Genomic DNA, 18,280 nt, shown 5'->3' on the forward strand with positions numbered 1-18,280 from the left:
TAGAATACTTCGAGAGAAATAATAAACTGTCTAGTGAGAGTGCGTGTTACTTTTACTAGACAATTTTATTTTTGGATTATTTCTCTATGAAAACTGCAGATTAAAGTCGAAAAAAGTAATTAATACAAAAAATATGTATTAATACATAATATCATTTTCTATCAAAGATACCCTAAGATCCTAAGTGAATCAGGCTGTATATGCTTCGAGAATAGTGAGATTAGTCGTTTCTTGCAATTAACATAACAAATTAATTCGGTTAAACCAATTCTATTATCTAAATGACTAAAAGAAAAATATAAAAAAGTTAACCAATTGAACAGAAATAGTATTGACTTTTATAAAATGTAAGCGTATTCTATATTTAAAGTTACAAAAAAATTGTAATTAAACATTTTATTTGTATCTAAAAGGAGGAGTCAATATGAAGAAGGGGTTTAGTGCATTTATTGGTGTTGTTTTTGTTGCTTTGATATTGGCCGCATGTTCCGATGATTCTGGGTCAGCTGGAAATGGCGTAGAAATTCCGAAAGGCGCTACTGAAGTGGTTATGTGGAACTTGTTTGGTGGTGGTGATGCAGAGTACATGGATGAAATCGTTACGGAATTTAATGAAAGTCAGGAAGCATATTTTGTTAATAATGTGCAGCAAGAGTATGACGAATACTATACAAAATTACTGACAAGTGTTGGATCGGGAAAAGGACCGGATCTAGGTATCGCTCACAGTCATGTATTACCTGAATTAGTTAGCCAAGGACTTGTAACCAATATTGATGATTATGCTGCAGATGTAGGACTTAACTGGGATGAGTTTAACCAAAATGTATTAGATGTCACTATCTATGACGGAAATAATTATGCGGTTCCAATTGATACTCATCCAGAAATTATGTTTATTAACAATGATCTTGTTGATGATGCTGGTCTTCTCAATGATGACGGTACACCAAACTTCGAAGAAACACCAGAAGGATTTGTTGAGTTCTTAACTTCTCTTAAAGAAACATTACCAGAAGATAAAATGGCCTTTGCGTTTTCATCAACTGGTGAAGATCCATACCGAATCTGGTGGGCGTTATATAACCAGATGGGAGGAGAACACTTAGTTTCTGGTGATTTGGATAACCCAACGTATGCGTTAGATCACGAGAAAGCAATTGCAGCAGCGGAGTATCTCTATGACTTATACCATACACATGAAGTGACACCTCTAGATTTAGCTGATTTCTACAGTGATTTCCAATCCGGGAATGCTGCTGTAATGTCTACTGGCGTTTGGGCAACAGGGATTTGGGAAACAACCGATGACCTTAACTTTACACCAATGCCTTTCCCGAATATGTTTGGCCAAGAGGCGGCTTGGGCAAGTTCTCATACATTCGTATTACCATATTATGATGATGCAGATGAAGAAGCGCAAAAAGGTGCCGTTGAATTCATGAAATTTGCTACGGATAATGGCGCTGATTGGGCTAGAGCTGGGCATATTCCGTCTAAAGATACCGTTCTAGAATCAGATGAATTTAAGGAAATGCCGTATCGCAGCGAGTACGCTGAAGTTGCCGATTATGTAAAATATGTGGACCGTACTGTTCATGCACGTGGAATTCAGGATATTGTTGTACGTAATTTAGACACGTACTGGGCAGGAGATGCTACTGCAGAAGAAGTATTCGCTATGATAGAGCAGGAAGTAACAGACCTAATAGCAGAATAATTATTAAAGTTAACAGATAGCTTAGCGGCCTGGTCCTAGAAATTTATAATCGAATGACTAGGATCAGACTCTATTCTTTTTCCATCCTTATCACAGGAGGTCTAATTATGATAAAGAAACAATGGCTCCAAGATTTAAAAGCGATTCCTTTTTTATTACCATTCTTTGTTGCTTATATGATCTTTACGATATTTCCAATTTTTAAAGGTTTAGAGATGAGCCTGTATGATTGGACTTTAGTTCGAAAAATAGAGTTTGTCGGGTTAGAAAATTATGTAAACATGTTTACAGATCAACATTTTTGGCGAACGTTATGGAACACCACTTTCTTTGTAATATTGACAACACCGACGATGGTTTTATTGGCTTTAGGTCTAGCACTATTATCTAACCTAAACACGAAATTGAAAATATTTTTCCGTGGTTCCTTTTTTATACCAAGTATTTTATCTGTTTCTGTTATTTCTTTTCTGATGATTTTTATGCTTCAGCCCTATAATGGATTGGTAAACAATGTCATTCAAATGATTGGCATTGATGCAGAGCCAAAGTGGATGGCAGATCAAGGACTAGCATGGGTGACCATTGTTGTCGTTACCTTATGGTGGACGGTTGGTTTCAATATGATTTTATTCCTTGCCGCATTACAGGATATACCTGAGTCATTATATGAAGCTAGTGAAATAGATGGTGCTTCTCGCTGGGATATGTTTAGGTATATTACATTACCACAGCTAATTCCAATTGGGCGCGTAGTTCTTCTGTTACAAATACTGGCGTCATATAAGGTGTTTGCGCAGATTCTATTAATTACTGGTGGTGGACCTGGCGGGGCAACAAGACCATTAATTCAATATATTTATGAAGTCGGGTTTAATCAAAATAACCTAGGTTATGCTGCAACGATGTCTTATGCTTTATTCTTTATTTTATTAATTCTCTCTATTATTCAATTAAAGAATCAAAGATCGGGGGAGAACTAAATGAGTGATCCACAATTTAGTAATGAGGCTGCTGTCCGAGTGAAGAAAAATAAAAGTACGGTATTACAACGAAATCGTGATCCTAAATTAGGACTAAAGGTAACGTTAGGATTTATCGTAGCGTTAATCTTTATTTCCCCTATCATTTGGATGTTGTTTGTTTCGATTAAGCCGAATGGTTTTTCAACAACACAACCATTAGAATGGTTTTTGCCACCGTATACACTCTATAACTATGTAGATATTATGTTTGGTAGTTTAATCTTTCGTTGGTTATTTAATAGTTTAATTGTAGCAGTAATTACGACCGTTTTAACATTGATTATAACATCACTAGCAGCATTTGCTATTTCACAAATGAAGTTTCGCTTCAAAAATTTTATCTTTATTTTCTTTCTATTGGGGTTAATGATTCCTGGAGAGGCAACCATTATCCCGCTTTATGAGGTTGCAAAAAGTTTTGGATTAATAGATACGTATGCGGGTTTAATCTTACCGATGATAGCATCACCACTAGGTGTAATTATATTGAAAAGTTTTTTTGACAATGTACCAAAAGAAGTAATAGAGAGTGCCATTATCGATGGATGTTCCTATTTTAAACTATTTTACAAGATAGTTTTACCATTAGCGAAACCAGCCTTATCGGCGATAGGTATCTTTACTTTTATCGGTTCATGGAATAACTTTTTATGGCCCTATTTATCGATACTGTCTGAGACCTTATACACTTTACCAGTAGGTTTACCAGTATTTAATTCTACCTATTCACAAGCATATGTACAACCAATGACAGCAAATGCAATTGCATCTATACCAGTAATAATTGCATTCTTACTTTTTGAAAAACAAATTGTAAAAGGAATAAGTTTTACAGGAATTAAAGGATAACAAAGGAGAATTCACATGACAGAAAATATAATGACTTATCAAAGAACAGAATACCCACGCCCACAATTTCAACGTGATAGTTGGCTCAACCTAAATGGAACATGGAAGTTCACATTTGATGACCAAAATACAGGGGAAAAGGATCAATGGCATCAGAATTTGATTGAAACAACTGATATACAAGTTCCATTTACGTATGAAACAAAAGCAAGTGGTATAGGAGAAGAAAAATTTCACCCTTATGTATGGTACCAAAGGTCATTTGAGGTACCAGTTGATCAAATTGGTAAAAATGTGATGCTACGATTCCAAGCATCAGATTATCTAACAAAAGTATGGGTAAATGGGGAATATATTGGCAGTCATACAGGTGGAAATGCTGGATTTTCATTCGATATTACTAATGCTGTAACAGCAAACGCAAAGAATGTACTCATTGTGAAAGTGGAGGATAGCAACAGCTGTTATCAACCGAGAGGGAAACAAAGATGGAGAGAGGATAATTTCGGTTGTTGGTATGTACAGACAACAGGGATTTGGCAAACGGTTTGGTTGGAATTTCTTGAAAATAGAAATATCGAACATGTAAAGATTACACCGAATATCGATACGAATTCAGTAGCCTTTGATTACTCGATAGCAGGAAGTGTTGATGAACAGCTTAGTGTGGAAACAACGATTCGTTTTGAAGGGAATAAAGTGAAACAATTTTCGTTCACACCAAACCGTTCTACGATGCACTTTGAAGTAGATCTATTAGCTGAAATACATGAATGGAAGATTATGCACTGGGCACCTGAACATCCCCATTTATATGACGTGACCTATTGTTTATATGAAAATGATCGGTTACTAGATGAGGTTAACTCTTATTTTGGTATGCGAAAAGTATCGATAAAAGATGGTAAAGTACTGCTAAACAACCGTCCAATCTATCAGAAGCTTTTATTAGACCAAGGGTATTGGCTAGACACGATGCTAACACCACCTTCTGATGAAGCGATGATTGAAGACATCGAGAAAACACTGGAAATGGGTTTTAACGGTGTGCGGAAACACCAAAAATTAGAAGATGAACGTTTTTTGTATTGGTGTGATCGTAAAGGGTTATTGGTTTGGTCTGAGATGGCTGCAACGTATGAGTATTCAGATCAAGCTGTGGAGAACTTTACCCAAGAATGGTTAGACATTATGCAACAACATTATAATCATCCATCGATCATCACATGGGTGCCGTTTAATGAATCCTGGGGAGTACCAAATATCGCAACTAATAAAAAAGAACAAGCTTTCACAGAGTCGATATACTATTTAACAAAATCAATTGATCCTGAACGACCTGTTATTGTCAATGATGGTTGGGAACATACGATATCAGATATTATTACTCTGCATGATTATGAGGAGTTTGGCGAAAGATTTTTAAATCGCTATCAAGATAAAGAAGCCATAGTAAATAATGAAATACCTCATAATAATCATAAGTATGCTTTTGCTAATGGTTATGAGTACAAAGGGCAACCAATTATCATTTCCGAATACGGTGGCATTGCTTTTAATGAAGGAAGCGGCTGGGGATATGGTAATCAAGTGGAAACAGAGGAACAATTTCTAAATCGCTACCGGAGTATTACGGATGCTATCAAAGAAATTCCATATATATCGGGTTACTGTTATACACAAATAACAGATGTTCAACAAGAAATTAATGGTTTATTAAAAGAAGACCGAACACCCAAAATTGCACTGGGAAAAATCAAAGAAATTAATGATTAAGACTTCTGAGGGATTGTTCTTAGCAACAGAGCAATCCCTGTTTATCACGGTGTTAAACGTCTGTAAGCCCCCACTGATTATAGTCTCAATTTATCAATTGGTTTTAAATCTAACATAAGCCTGTCTCAAAAGTAACAAGTGTTTAAATAACAATATAAAGCCGAGAATTTTTACGCCTCAATAAAAGGTGATGATGAATTTTTTAAATTACAATATGAAAATAACTAAATTACTTAACACAACGAAAAGGAGTGGCTTTATTGAAAAAAATCGTAGTCTTACTGTTTCTTGCTGTGTTAGTACTATCTTTTCATGTTTTAAGTAAAGATTCTAGTGTTCAAGCTTCATCAGTTCCTATCCAAATAGCTGGGAATGACAGACTTGGAAATGAGCAATTACCAGAGGAATTAAAGCAATTCAAGTTAGAATTAAATGAGGGCTCATATGAAAGTGAGCTATTTCATGATGGAAGCATTAAGATCAACTTTCATGACAGTAAAACATTTGATTGGCAGTCTGATATTGGCATCAAGTATGTATTTGTTAAGGGTGGTAACGCAGGTAATCTATATAGCTATAATCGGGAGGATACTATGGATAATGAATTAAATGCTCCGAAAAATAAAGGTGGGCAACAACCAGACATAGGTCATATCACCTTTTATTATGAAGAAGAACCTGCACAGCTATTTGAAAATCCAGTGATAGGTGATGGGGCAGACCCTTGGATTGTTAGACATACAGATGGCTATTATTATTATACAAATACAACCGGGAACAACGTAACCATTTGGAAATCTAAGACTATTACAGGCTTACAGGATGCAGAAAGTCAAGTTGTTTGGACACCAGAACAAGATGCTCCTAATAGCGCACACATTTGGGCTCCTGAAATTCATTTTATTGATGGAAAATGGTACATCTACTTTGCCGCATCTGGTGGTGACATGGAAAAACAACGCATGTATGTATTGGAGTCAGAAACGTCTGATCCATTTAGTGACTATTCATATCCAGACGGGACTACTTACGGTAAGATAACAACACCTTCTGACAAATGGGCAATTGATGGAACAATTCTAGAATTAGATGAAAAGTATTACTTTGCTTGGTCTGGTTGGGAAGGTGATATTAATGTACGTCAGAATATTTATATGGCGCCAATGGAAAATCCATGGACGATAAGCGGAGAGAGAGTAGAGTTATCCAGACCAGAATATGATTGGGAAAAGATAGGCGAACCGCACGTGAATGAAGGCCCGCAATTTTTACGAAATGATAATGACCAGCTGTTTCTTATTTATTCTGCCAGTGGAAGCTGGACAGACGATTATAAATTAGGAATGTTAACCTTTACTGGATCCGATCCACTTGATCCTGATGCATGGGAAAAGAGTCCGAAACCAGTATTTGAAAAGAACCCTGACGTTGGAGTGTATGGTCCTGGACATAATGGTTTCTTTAAGTCACCAGATGGAACAGAGGACTGGATCATTTACCATGCAGCCAAATTCCAGGGATCAGGTTGGAATCGAAATGTTAGAATGCAAAAGTTCACCTGGAATGAAGACGGTACACCGAACTTTGGTAAGCCTGTAGCAACTGGAACATTATTAGAAGTTCCTTCAGGTGAACAGGCTGGAACGCTAACCCCTAAACTTCCAGTAGGTCATCAATTCGAAGCAGAGGATGCCTTGGTGAATCGTGCACAAATAGTATCCAACACATCTGCTTCCCATGGAGCAAAGGTTGGCTACATTGATTTTGAAGATAGTTTTGTAGAATTTGATGTGGATCTTCCAGCGGGAGATTATACATTGAAGATCAGGTATGCGAATGGCATGGGCGAACCATCCTCCCATCATATTTCCGTTAATGCTAATTCAGTTGGTGAAGTTACTTATAATAATTATGGCTGGGACAGCTGGTATTTTGCTGAAAAAGAAATCAGCTTAGGCAGTCCGGAAAATAAAATTAGACTGACAAAAGGAACCTTATTTGCAGAACTTGATTTCATTGAATTAGTTCCAAGTCAGCCAGAATTTAGATATGAAGCTGAACATGCAAATTTAAGTAACGAAACGCTTATCAGCACGTATTCTGCATCCAATAAACAGAAAGTTAATGTTACTAGCGATGAAAGTCTGGAGTATCGGATAAACGTGAAAGAATCAGAAAGCTATAACTTAAATCTAATCTATAGCAACGAGACAAATGAGATTGGCAGACAGGAATTAATAATAAACAATCATAGAATTGGTGAACTAGAATTTCCTCCAACAGGTAATAAGCAGGACACTGTTTCTATTCCGGTAGAGTTAGAAGCGGGAGTGCAGACGATTCAATTAGCACATAACTCGGGAGAATTAGCTTTAGATTATATGCAATTAAATCAATAAATTATTAGCCATCTAAGCTATTACTTTTGTTAAGGTAATGGGTTAGATGGTATTTGAATAAAGAACTTAGAAGGCATAAACTCTCTGAATATATCTCCTTATCTTCATCTCTTCTTACTTTATTGCATCCTTATTTGAAAAGTAAAACAATAAATCAGTAATTAGAGCTAAAGAAAAAATAATATTAGGATGATTTAGCATTTAATCCAAAAAAATTGTAATATTATAAGGTTTTCATTTATAATATAAGAATGAAAGTAAGGAGGTAGCTGATTTTGCTCGAGTTATCACTTGAAGATCAGAAGAAATTAAGGAAGGTTGCGCGTGCGCTATCTTCAGAAGTCAGGTTACAAATCATCAGTCTTTTAAGTAAACAAAATATGAATATAAATCAATTGGCAGATAGTATTGGTATTCCGATGTCAACTGCAGCCTCCCACATTAAAGTTTTAGAAGAAGCAGGACTAATATTGACAGAACTTCGACCAGCCAGCAGGGGAGCAATGAAGGTTTGCACGAGAAATTTTGATGATGTACATATAAAATTAAATACTTCTAAAAATTATGCAGGTGAATATGAAAACTACGAAATAGAAATGCCAATTGGACAATATACGGACTTTAGTGTTTCGCCCACATGCGGTATGGCTAATCACGATGGGCTGATTATACAAGAGGATGACCCCGTTAATTTTTATAATCCTGTCAGATCAAAAGCACAACTTATTTGGACGAGAAAAGGTTATTTAGAGTATAAATTTCCACTTGCCATTCCGCCGAGTGCAAAAGTGAAAGAGCTTCAAATATCATTTGAGGTCTGTTCAGAGGCGCCAAACCACGATCATCACTGGCCTTCAGATATCACCGTGTGGCTAAATAATGTAGATGTTGGTACCTGGACAAGTCCAGGGGATTTTGGTGACAGACCAGGTAAGTTAAATCCTAAATATTGGGCAGAAAGTACAAGTACTCAATATGGAACATTGAAAACCTGGAAGGTTACCGAAGATAAATCGATGATCGATGATATACCATTTAGCAATGTTACGGTCGATGATTTAAATTTATATGAAAACAACTTTTTGACCTTTCGGGTAGGTATTAAAGAAAATGCCTTGCACAAAGGTGGATTTAACATATTTGGTAAGGAGTTTGGAGATTATCCGCAAGATATTAAGTTGAAAGTGGTTTTTCAATAAGATTTAAACTTTTTTATGCGACGAATTGTAATATTAAGTGCAACACCTAAAAAAGTGGCTAAAATAAGACAGCCCATAACGACTTCGTGTAAAATGTAAGTAACCACACAAACACATACACGGAGGTCTGTTATGAGCTACAATCATCTTACCACATTTGAAAGAGCACGTATAGAAACACTATATGGACAAGGAAAACCTATTCGTGCCATCGCTGAAAAACTTCAGCGTTCACCGTCTACCATTTCAAGAGAGTTAAAGCGTAATTCACAAAAAGAATCCTATCAATCTGAATATGCTCAAGAGAAATATAACGAACGTCGGTTGAATTGTGGCCGTGTCGGTAAATGGTCCTCAGAACTAGCGGGAATCATTCAGGAAAAGTTGCATTTTACCTGGTCTCCTGAACAAATTGTAGGACGATTATTTCAAGGTTCCATTAGTTTCAAAACGATCTATCGTTGGATTTATCAAGGGCTTTTAGTAAATCAAGATTTACATGTTCTCCGTCACAAAGGAAAGCGTCAGAAACCTCAAGAAACAAGGGGACGTTTCAATGTGGGGACACCTATTAGAAAAAGACCCAAAGAAATTAGAAAACGGAACACCTTTGGCCATTGGGAACTAGATAGTGTTGTCTCTAGCCGCGGAAAGAGTAAGGGATGTTTCGCCACATTTGTAGAACGAAAAACTAGATGGTACTTAGCGATAAAGACGCCAAACCGATCCGCTGCCTCTATGGAACAAGCTATTAAAACGCTAAATGAACGATTATCCTCTGGTGCCTTTCAAACAGCCACAGTAGACAGGGGCAAAGAGTTCGCTTGTTATCGTACTATTGAACAAGATACCGACATCAAAGTGTATTTTGCAGATCCTTATTCTTCTTGGCAACGTGGCAGCAACGAGAATGCAAATGGACTTTTAAGAGAGTTCTTCCCTAAGAAAACGGATTTAGCCAACGTTTCCAATGACGGGTTAGAAGAAGCTCTATCTTTCATTAACAATAGACCAAGAAAATGCTTGAATTGGAAAACTACACACGAAGCGTTTCAGGAAGAATTGTTGCACTTAATTTGACAAAAGGTCATGCGAAAAAGATTCAGGATGATAATCCTACAGAAAAGCTTTTTATTTTCAAACTGCACCCCAATCGGTAGAGAATAGTCTTACCATTGTTGTGCAGTTATAATTTTTATTGCCTCATGTTATATTAAACGCTTGAAGATTACTTATCGGAATTTTTATCTTCTGGTGGTTGTTCTCCTAACTCATCCGATATCTCAGTTTGGTATTGTAACGGTCTGCCCATTGCCTCTTTGTCATTATCGGGTAAAATTTGATTAGCTAAATAGCGATGGAAGAATATTTCAAATACACCAACAGCTAATGCTGCAATCGTAGTAGCTGTAAAAATGTTATCAGTTACTGCCATACCATCGACAAACATAAAGATAATCAACCATGCAATGAAAAAGTCTGCTACAGTTGCTAGTGTATTATTTGTTCTAGGCAATATCAATATGTCCCCGATTACATATGCAGCTACTCCTAACACGGCAGTTAAAAGAAAAACCTCACCGAAAGTCATTCCATACATTAATCCAAGGATAAGATATAGTAGGACTAGAGAAGCTATAAACTTAATCAACAAAGCACTTATATGTTTCATGGTAATTCCTCCTTTCGTTTATATTGTTTATTTCTTCAAAAAAAATATTCATTACATTATCACGGTCCTCCATAATTGATGTCATGAACAACAAATGATATGCTTTGGATAAATTTTGCATATGTTTGTCAAGGAGGACTAATAATGCCAGAAAAGTTTCAAGCATTAGTTGTAAATAAACAAGACGAAGAATTTTCGGTTAATATGAAAGAGCTAACCTTTCAGGATTTGCCGGAAGGAGAAGTGCTAATCCGTGTTCATTATTCCGGAATAAACTATAAAGACAGCCTCGCTACGATTTCTAACGGCAATGTTGTCAGCGATTATCCGATGGTACCTGGTATTGATTTAGCAGGAGTTGTTGTTTCATCAGATGATCCACAGTTTAACGAGGGAGACGAGGTAATCGCGACTAGCTATGAGATCGGTGTTTCCCATTATGGAGGATACAGTGAGTATGCACGTATCCCATCCAAGTGGATTGTGCCACTTCCAGAAGGTCTTTCTTTGAAAGATGCCATGGTTATCGGGACAGCAGGTTTTACTGCGGCATTATCTGTTGAACGTTTGGAAGAAAATAAGCTATCACCAGAAAAAGGAAAGGTGCTTGTTACAGGTGCAACTGGTGGTGTTGGCAGTTTTGCGATAGCCATTCTTTCTTTACTCGGTTATCAAGTAGAAGCTAGCACCGGAAAGGAATCTGAGCGTGATTATTTGCGTCAACTTGGAGCGGATATAATCGTTTCTCGTAAAGAAGTATATGACGGTAAAATAAGAGCTTTAGGAAAACAAAAATGGGCTGCAGCAGTTGATCCGGTAGGTGGTGAGCCATTAGCATCTCTTTTAAGTCAGGTTCAATATGGTGGTTCGGTTGCTGTTAGTGGGTTAACCGCTGGGACAAAGCTGCCAGCTACTGTTTTTCCATTTATCTTAAGAGGTGTCAATTTGCTTGGGATTGATTCTGTTTATTGTCCGATGGAAACACGGGTAAAAATATGGGAACGTTTAGCGAGTGATGTAAAACCAGCTAATCTGGATGAGTTTGTGTCGCAAGAAGTTAGCTTAAAAGAACTTCCAGACGCTCTGCCGACTTTATTGAAGGGACAGGTGAGAGGGAGAATGCTTGTGAAATTAATATAATGTCGATAGAAGGTTACCAGATAAGTGGACCGGTACCCTTCTTTTTACAAGTAATCGAGCCGCCTAAAAGTAAGAAAATATAGGATGTGATAAAGTCTATATAATTGAAATGGCGGTTAACTAAAGAAATATTGTGAGCAAACACCATTTCCAAATTGTGCTTGATAAAAGCATTTTCCTATATCGGTACCGTCTAATATCCTTCTATTAGTATAATTATCATTGAGAATTGAAAATAATCATTAAGTAACAAAAAGCCGAACTAGTGATCATTAGTTCATCAAATTAGTTTTCAAACGTTGTCATACAATATTTTAAAGTTGTGGAATAATGATTATATACAATGATCGCAATTATTCTTAATATAAAGTTATATAAAGCAATAGCTAGCGATTATTTTGGAGGGTGCCGATATCTGATATCAGTTTGGTATTGCAAGAAGGAAAAGCATTTTTATTTAGCTAGTTAGAAATCTCCTAAAATGAAAGCGTTATCTTGAGGGGTTGTTACATTATTAGAATTTATCAAGAGATTAGTAAAGCAGGAGGGATTACTTTTGATGAAATCAAGTAAATTTTTATTTGTTTTAGTTGCTCTTTTCATGTTTGTATTATTAGTAGGATGTACTGAAAATGACTCAACAAGTGGTGAAGGAAACAATGACGTAAATAATAACGACAGTAATACAGGAAACGAAAATATCAAACAAAATGATGAAGTGGAAGAAGAGAAGCGTTATACAATTGAAGCAATGTTTAATCTTCACACTCCTGAAACTCCTAGTGAATATTTATTAGAACTAATTCAAGATGCAACCAACACAAACTTAAATATCCAGTGGGTTCCAGACTCAAGCTACGAAGAAAGATTAAATGCGGCTTTTGCGACTAACACATTACCTCAAGTTTTGCCGATGGGTTTTAATATGTTTAATCAATATAAGGAGGCCATTCGAGAAGGGCAATTCTGGGAAATTGGACCTTATCTCGAGGAATATGAGAACTTGAGCAAATTAAATCCAGATATACTTAATAATACAAAAGTCGATGGAAAGATATATTCACTATATCAGGGTAGACCATTATCTCGACAGGGACTTATTTATCGTAAAGATTGGGCAGACAACTTAGGCCTTGAAGCACCAACAACTACCGATGAGTTTTTTGAAATGGCAAGAGCGTTTACAGAGGATGATCCAAACGGAAGTGGAGAAAATGATACATTTGGGTTAACGGACCGTAATGACTTAATTTATGGAGCATTTAAAACAATATCCTCATGGTTTGGAACTCCTAACAATTGGGGAGAAAAAGATGGCCAATTGCTACCAGAATTCATGTTTGATGAATATATTAAAACTATGGATTTTATTAAAGAACTGCACTCAAATGGTTATATGAACCAAGATTTTGCCGTAACAAGTAAGACGGATCAATCAGCCTTATTTAAAAATGGCACTGCAGGTATGTACGTAGGTTCTATGGGAGATGTAATGGGAACGTATAATGATGCAAAAGATATTATTCCGGATATAGAGTACGATGTCCATAATCATATTGAAGGGCCACATGGTGAATTTGGTGTATGGGCAATTCCAGGGTACGGAAGTGTTATATTATTTCCTAAAGCTGCAGTTGAAACGGAAGAGGATTTAAGAAACATTCTATCATTCTATGATAAGTTAATGACACCAGAAGTGGCTAACCTTCTTATATGGGGAGTAGAAGGAGAGCATTATGAAGTGGTTGATGGTGGCGCTCTTCCTATAGAAGAAAACCGTCACAAAATCGATTCAGAAGTACATCCTTACCTTTCTTTAGAAATCGGGGAACCTGAAACAAATGGACGTCACGAATTGGTTGCAAATTATGAACCGAAAGTCAAGGCAGATCGTTTAATTCGTGAGAATAATGATTATTTAATCCATGATCCAACAATTGTTCTAGATTCTGAGACTTTTGTTAAAGATGGGGATAGATTGCAACAAATAATTGATGATGCAACCTACCAATATATGCAAGGTCAAATTGATTTAAACGGTTTTAATGATGCAGTGGAACGATGGAAGAACGAAGGTGGGAATGATATTATTGCAGAATTCAATGAATCAAGGGATGTAATTAACGGAAGAACGCCAAAGTGAAGCTTGGAAACTGGTGAATAATCTTTATAACTAAGCAAATGGGACCTATAGATATTAGTAATTGAAAAAACTCTTAGCCTGTTAATGGGCTAGTAGAAGTTTAGAATCGATAGTGACATGAATGGTATCCAAAATGTGTTAATACCTTCACTAGTCCGCTTAGGTCAATGTATAAAGGTATTTTGAAAAAGGGGATATATGCCTATGAGTAAAATTTTCAATAATCATTATTATAAACTGATTGCTCTTCTCATTATTTTAAGCACAGTACCAGTTATTATTACTGGTACTCTTTCTTATTGGCAATCATCTAAAGCTATTATCAATTATTCTAATGATGAAAAAAAGCAAAATATTTATCAGGTGAAAACAAATATTGAACAAGCCCTACAGTATATTGATTTATCTACCAGTTATTTTGTGCGTCCATCCCAAACATCAAGTATTCTAAGGACTAATATGGATGCAACATCTTATAATGATTTACGTAATTTAAAGCGTGACTTAAGCCATATCCAAACATTAGAAAAAAGTATTGAAGATGTTGTGTTTATTAATTTTAACAAAAAATGGTTAATCAATAATAGCGGGTTAACCCATTTAAATGACAGTACCTATGGAAATATAAGAACAAGTTACATGCAAATTCCTGGAAAAACAAATTGGATACTAGAGGAAGCAGATGAAATAAAGATTCCAAATGCCTCCCAAAAAAGTTGCTCTCATTATATTAACCTTGTAAAGAAATTACCTATATTAACAAGTAAACCTTCTGGAATTATAGGAGTACTTATTCCTACTTGTGAGTTAACAAAAATAATTGATCAGCGAAGTGAAACTGATTCATACTTAATACTAGATGAAAATAATCAAATTATCGCTCAGAATACTTCGAATACGCAAATTAACGAGAGTGAACGTATTCCAAATTCTTTACTGGATGAGATCAATCATAATGATTCTGATGGACAATTTGAGTACCAATTAAATGGAGTTACTTACCAAATAAATTATGAAAAATCTAATTATAATGGTTGGACATATTTATCTTTTGTCAAATTAAGTGAAATACACAAAAAATCTAGTTCTATTGCTATTATTACGATACTTGTTTTGTCGATATTACTTAGTATTTCGATCTTCTTTGCTATTTTAGGAAGTAAACATCTATACAAACCGGTGAAAAAGTTGAAAAGAATAGTTCACTCTAATCAAGGAGAACAATCACTAGAAGAAATAGACGACGAATTTGATCTTATTGAAACGCATTTGGAGCAATTATTAAATAAAAATAATCAATTGGAACAACGCGTACAAAATTTTGTGCCCCAATTAAAGCAATTGTTTATGATAAGGTTAATACAAGGAAAGGTAAAAGAGGATGAAATCCCTGCAAAACTACGATCATTGCAATATAAAAAAGAGTGGACATGGTTAATGATATTTTCATTGAAAATTGATTTTGCAGAAATGGGAGATAAAAAATTTAATAAAATGGACCAAGAGTTAATTTTATTTGCTATAAATAATTTGATGGAAGATATTATTTCGCCGCATGAAAGATTTACTCCTATTGTCATGAATGATACGCAATCAACCATCCTTTTAACAGATCATTTAAATGATGCAGAATATACAAGGTTTATCAATCAAAAAGCAGAGTTAATACAAAAAAAGGTGAACGAGCTCTTTCAATTAACTATTAGCATAGGTATTAGCAGGCGCTACAAGTATCTTCATGAAACGAAAAAAGCCTATAGAGAAAGTGATGAAGCACTAAAATATCGATTAAAAATGGGGCCAGGTTCCATTATATTCTATGATAATTTGAATCGAGAACCTATTAATCTAGTGCCATTCCCTGCTGCTATCAATCATCAAATTCTTGATGCTATAAAAATGACTGATAAAGAAAAGACCATCAAATTGGTTATAGATTTCTTTGGATATATAGATCAAAATGATGTTTACGATTTCCAATTTGATGTGATTCTTTCTAGATTTTTGTATGATTTGTTTGAATTAAAAGAACTCCTTGGAGTTCAGATAGAACACTTTGATTCCACAAGGGAAATTACACATTATCAACATTTAAGCTCCTTAAGGGAAATAAGGGATTGGGTGCTATATGATATCACGCTTCCTTTAATTGAAGAGTTGAAACATAAAAATGATAGTAAAGATAGAAAAATTTCAGATACAATTATGAGAATGATACGTGAAAATTACAATAAAGAGATCTATCTTGATGCTGTTGCTGCAGAATTACATTATAATGCAAAATATTTAAGTAGCATTTTTCAAAAAGAATCCGGATATACCTTTAGTGAATACCTATTACATTATCGTTTGGAAAAAGCAAAAGAGTGGCTGATAACAACATGTAAGCCTGTCAAGCATATTGCGGAAGAACTAAAGTATAATAATCCCCAGAACTTTATCCGTTCTTTCAAAAAGATGGAAGGTGTAACACCTGGGAGGTATAGAGCCATATATAGAAAAGAAACGAAGAAAAATAATACGGCCAATACTTAGCTAGTAAAACTAATTCTGTGTTTTTTTATCACGGTGCTAAACGTCTGTAAGAGCCCCACTGATCATAGTCTCACTTGATAATAAAGTCAATACTTCTATTTGTAACTATCATCAGATATAAAATATAATCATTTTGTTATATAGTGCTGACTCATGATCATTCCCCTCCATAACTATTGTGTAAACGCTTTATTAAACGTGTTTTAAAGTCGTAGACAAATGATTATATACATTGATATCAATCATTCTTAACATGAAAGTTGTACAAAGCAATATTATAAAATAATTTTTGGAGGGTGATAGACTTGAAAGGATGGAAGAGATATTTAGGAGGAGTATTTTTGATACCTCTCCTGTTAATTATTTCAGCATGTAGTGATAACACTTCTGACAGCAGCGGAGATGACGAAGCATTTTCATTTTCTATAATTGCGGGGCTTCACACCCCGGAAGTACCAAAGGAAAAGGTGTTAAAGGAGATTGAAGCAAAAACGAATGTGGAAATAGATGTTCAATGGATTCCAGCTTCTAACTATTATGATCGTTTGAATTCATCTTTTGCAACTAATTCATTGCCAGATGTCATTAACGTTGGTTCTCAAGAACTTACCCAATATCGTGATGCCATTGAAGATGGTCAGTTTTGGGAAATTGGTCCATACCTTGATGAATATGAAAACTTACAGAAATTAAAAGATGATATTATAGAAAACACAAAAATTAATGGGAAAGTGTATGGTCTGTACAATGGAATTTCTTTATCTAGACAAGGATTAATTTATCGTAAAGATTGGGCAGATAACCTTGGGTTAGATAAACCAACAACTACCGATGAAATAATGGAAATGGCTCGAGCCTTTACAGAGGAGGACCCAGATGGAAATGGAAAAGATGACACGTTTGGTTTAGCTGACAGAGGAGACTTAATATATGGTGCATTTAAAACGGTCTCTTCTTGGTTTGGTACACCAAACTACTGGGGAGAAAAAGACGGGGAGTTATTACCAGAATTTATGTTTGATGAATATATGCAAACAATGGACTTTTTTAAAGAACTTCGTGTAAACGGATATATCAATCAAGACTTTCCGGTAACTAGTAAAACTGATCAGAGAGAATTCATAACAAATGGATCAGCAGGTATGTATATAGGTGCAATGGGTGATGTAGGAAATCTATACAATGATGCGGTCGCTAATGATCCTAATGTGGAATTTGATGTGCATAACTATGTAGAAGGGCCGGATGGAGAGTATGGTGTGTGGTCTTTACCTGGATATGGAAGCTTAATGCTTTTTCCTAAGAGCTCAGTAGAAACAGAAGATGAGTTGAAAAAAATTCTTTCCTTTTTTGATAAGGTGATGACACCTGAAGTATCCAATTTGGCTAATTGGGGAATAGAGGGGGAACATTATGAAGTTGTAGACGGTTTAGCAAAAACGATAGTAGATTCGGGTGTGTTTGATCGAGAAGTCAAACCATATGCAGCATTGTTAATCGGTGAGCCAGAAACCAGAGGTAGTCATGAAGCCTTAATCGACTATGATGTGAAAGCAAAGTCAGAAGAATTGATAAAGGAAAATGAAGATTATTTAATTAATAATCCTACCGAGCCATTGTATTCTGAAACATTTGTACAGGATAATTCTATGCTACAGGAGATTATAACAGATGCAACCTATCAATATATGTTAGACCAAATAGATAAAGATGACTTTGATAGTGTCGTAGAGGATTGGAGATCTCAAGGTGGTGATGACATTATTGAAGAATTTAATGGATCAGAGTAAGTAACTAAGCTCTCCACTTAGCTTTAACCATT

Annotated in this window: 12 protein-coding genes; 11 read left to right on the forward strand and 1 reads right to left on the reverse strand. The window is 35.5% G+C overall.

Annotated features, from left to right (window positions below; genetic code table 11):
- The first annotated feature begins 424 nt into the window (after nt 1–424).
- The 7 genes from J5J03_RS08555 to J5J03_RS08585 all read left to right on the forward strand — a co-directional run bounded on the left by J5J03_RS08555 (nt 425) and on the right by J5J03_RS08585 (nt 10,048).
- The gene (locus J5J03_RS08555) at nt 425–1,720 is read left to right on the forward strand and encodes an extracellular solute-binding protein (RefSeq protein WP_208588640.1); all 1,296 of its coding nucleotides are present in this window, start codon (nt 425–427) and stop codon (nt 1,718–1,720) included.
- Nucleotides 1,721–1,827: 107 nt separating this feature from the next.
- A complete protein-coding gene (locus J5J03_RS08560; RefSeq protein ID WP_208588642.1) occupies nt 1,828–2,703 on the forward strand; it encodes a carbohydrate ABC transporter permease in 876 nt (291 codons plus the stop codon).
- Entirely contained in the window at nt 2,704–3,594 is an 891-nt protein-coding gene (locus J5J03_RS08565; protein WP_208588644.1) for a carbohydrate ABC transporter permease, read from the forward strand.
- Nucleotides 3,595–3,609: 15 nt separating this feature from the next.
- Nucleotides 3,610–5,370 carry a glycoside hydrolase family 2 protein gene (locus J5J03_RS08570; protein WP_208588653.1) on the forward strand — a complete coding sequence of 587 codons (1,761 nt, stop codon included), beginning with the start codon at nt 3,610–3,612 and terminating at the stop codon, nt 5,368–5,370.
- 260 nt (nt 5,371–5,630) lie between these two features.
- Nucleotides 5,631–7,769 (forward strand): family 43 glycosylhydrolase, encoded by a 2,139-nt coding sequence (locus tag J5J03_RS08575; protein ID WP_208588656.1) that lies wholly within the window; start codon nt 5,631–5,633, stop codon nt 7,767–7,769.
- 275 nt (nt 7,770–8,044) lie between these two features.
- Entirely contained in the window at nt 8,045–8,968 is a 924-nt protein-coding gene (locus J5J03_RS08580) for an ArsR/SmtB family transcription factor (protein WP_208588657.1), read from the forward strand.
- A gap of 132 nt (nt 8,969–9,100) precedes the next feature.
- Nucleotides 9,101–10,048, forward strand: coding sequence for an IS30 family transposase (locus J5J03_RS08585; protein ID WP_208588658.1), 948 nt, complete (start codon nt 9,101–9,103; stop codon nt 10,046–10,048).
- 148 nt (nt 10,049–10,196) lie between these two features.
- Here J5J03_RS08585 and J5J03_RS08590 read toward each other — a convergent pair whose 3' ends face one another.
- Entirely contained in the window at nt 10,197–10,640 is a 444-nt protein-coding gene (locus J5J03_RS08590; RefSeq protein ID WP_208588659.1) for a YndM family protein, read from the reverse strand.
- Nucleotides 10,641–10,784: 144 nt separating this feature from the next.
- Here J5J03_RS08590 and J5J03_RS08595 point away from each other — a divergent pair, with 144 nt between their 5' ends.
- The 4 genes from J5J03_RS08595 (at nt 10,785) to J5J03_RS08610 (ending at nt 18,248) form a co-directional block, all read left to right on the forward strand.
- Complete coding sequence (locus tag J5J03_RS08595; protein WP_208588662.1) at nt 10,785–11,780, forward strand: NADPH:quinone oxidoreductase family protein; 996 nt, start codon at nt 10,785–10,787, stop codon at nt 11,778–11,780.
- 559 nt (nt 11,781–12,339) lie between these two features.
- Entirely contained in the window at nt 12,340–13,923 is a 1,584-nt protein-coding gene (locus J5J03_RS08600; protein ID WP_208588663.1) for an extracellular solute-binding protein, read from the forward strand.
- Between the two features lie 204 nt (nt 13,924–14,127).
- Nucleotides 14,128–16,458 (forward strand): helix-turn-helix domain-containing protein, encoded by a 2,331-nt coding sequence (locus J5J03_RS08605; protein WP_208588665.1) that lies wholly within the window; start codon nt 14,128–14,130, stop codon nt 16,456–16,458.
- A 305-nt stretch (nt 16,459–16,763) separates the two neighbouring features.
- Nucleotides 16,764–18,248: an extracellular solute-binding protein gene (locus tag J5J03_RS08610; protein WP_208588667.1), complete on the forward strand. Its 1,485-nt coding sequence runs from the start codon at nt 16,764–16,766 to the stop codon at nt 18,246–18,248.
- Nucleotides 18,249–18,280: the final 32 nt, after the last annotated feature.

Origin of the sequence: Gracilibacillus suaedae, assembly GCF_017599345.1 — a bacterium.
Classification (GTDB): domain Bacteria; phylum Bacillota; class Bacilli; order Bacillales; family Amphibacillaceae; genus Gracilibacillus; species Gracilibacillus suaedae.

Coding starts and splice junctions, on each gene's coding strand:
- J5J03_RS08585 (WP_208588658.1), top strand. CDS start 9,101: ATGAGCTACAATCATCTTACCACATTTGAAAGAGCACGTATAGAAACA.
- J5J03_RS08555 (WP_208588640.1), top strand. CDS start 425: ATGAAGAAGGGGTTTAGTGCATTTATTGGTGTTGTTTTTGTTGCTTTG.
- J5J03_RS08560 (WP_208588642.1), top strand. CDS start 1,828: ATGATAAAGAAACAATGGCTCCAAGATTTAAAAGCGATTCCTTTTTTA.
- J5J03_RS08600 (WP_208588663.1), top strand. CDS start 12,340: ATGAAATCAAGTAAATTTTTATTTGTTTTAGTTGCTCTTTTCATGTTT.
- J5J03_RS08570 (WP_208588653.1), top strand. CDS start 3,610: ATGACAGAAAATATAATGACTTATCAAAGAACAGAATACCCACGCCCA.
- J5J03_RS08590 (WP_208588659.1), bottom strand. CDS start 10,640: ATGAAACATATAAGTGCTTTGTTGATTAAGTTTATAGCTTCTCTAGTC.
- J5J03_RS08605 (WP_208588665.1), top strand. CDS start 14,128: ATGAGTAAAATTTTCAATAATCATTATTATAAACTGATTGCTCTTCTC.
- J5J03_RS08595 (WP_208588662.1), top strand. CDS start 10,785: ATGCCAGAAAAGTTTCAAGCATTAGTTGTAAATAAACAAGACGAAGAA.
- J5J03_RS08565 (WP_208588644.1), top strand. CDS start 2,704: ATGAGTGATCCACAATTTAGTAATGAGGCTGCTGTCCGAGTGAAGAAA.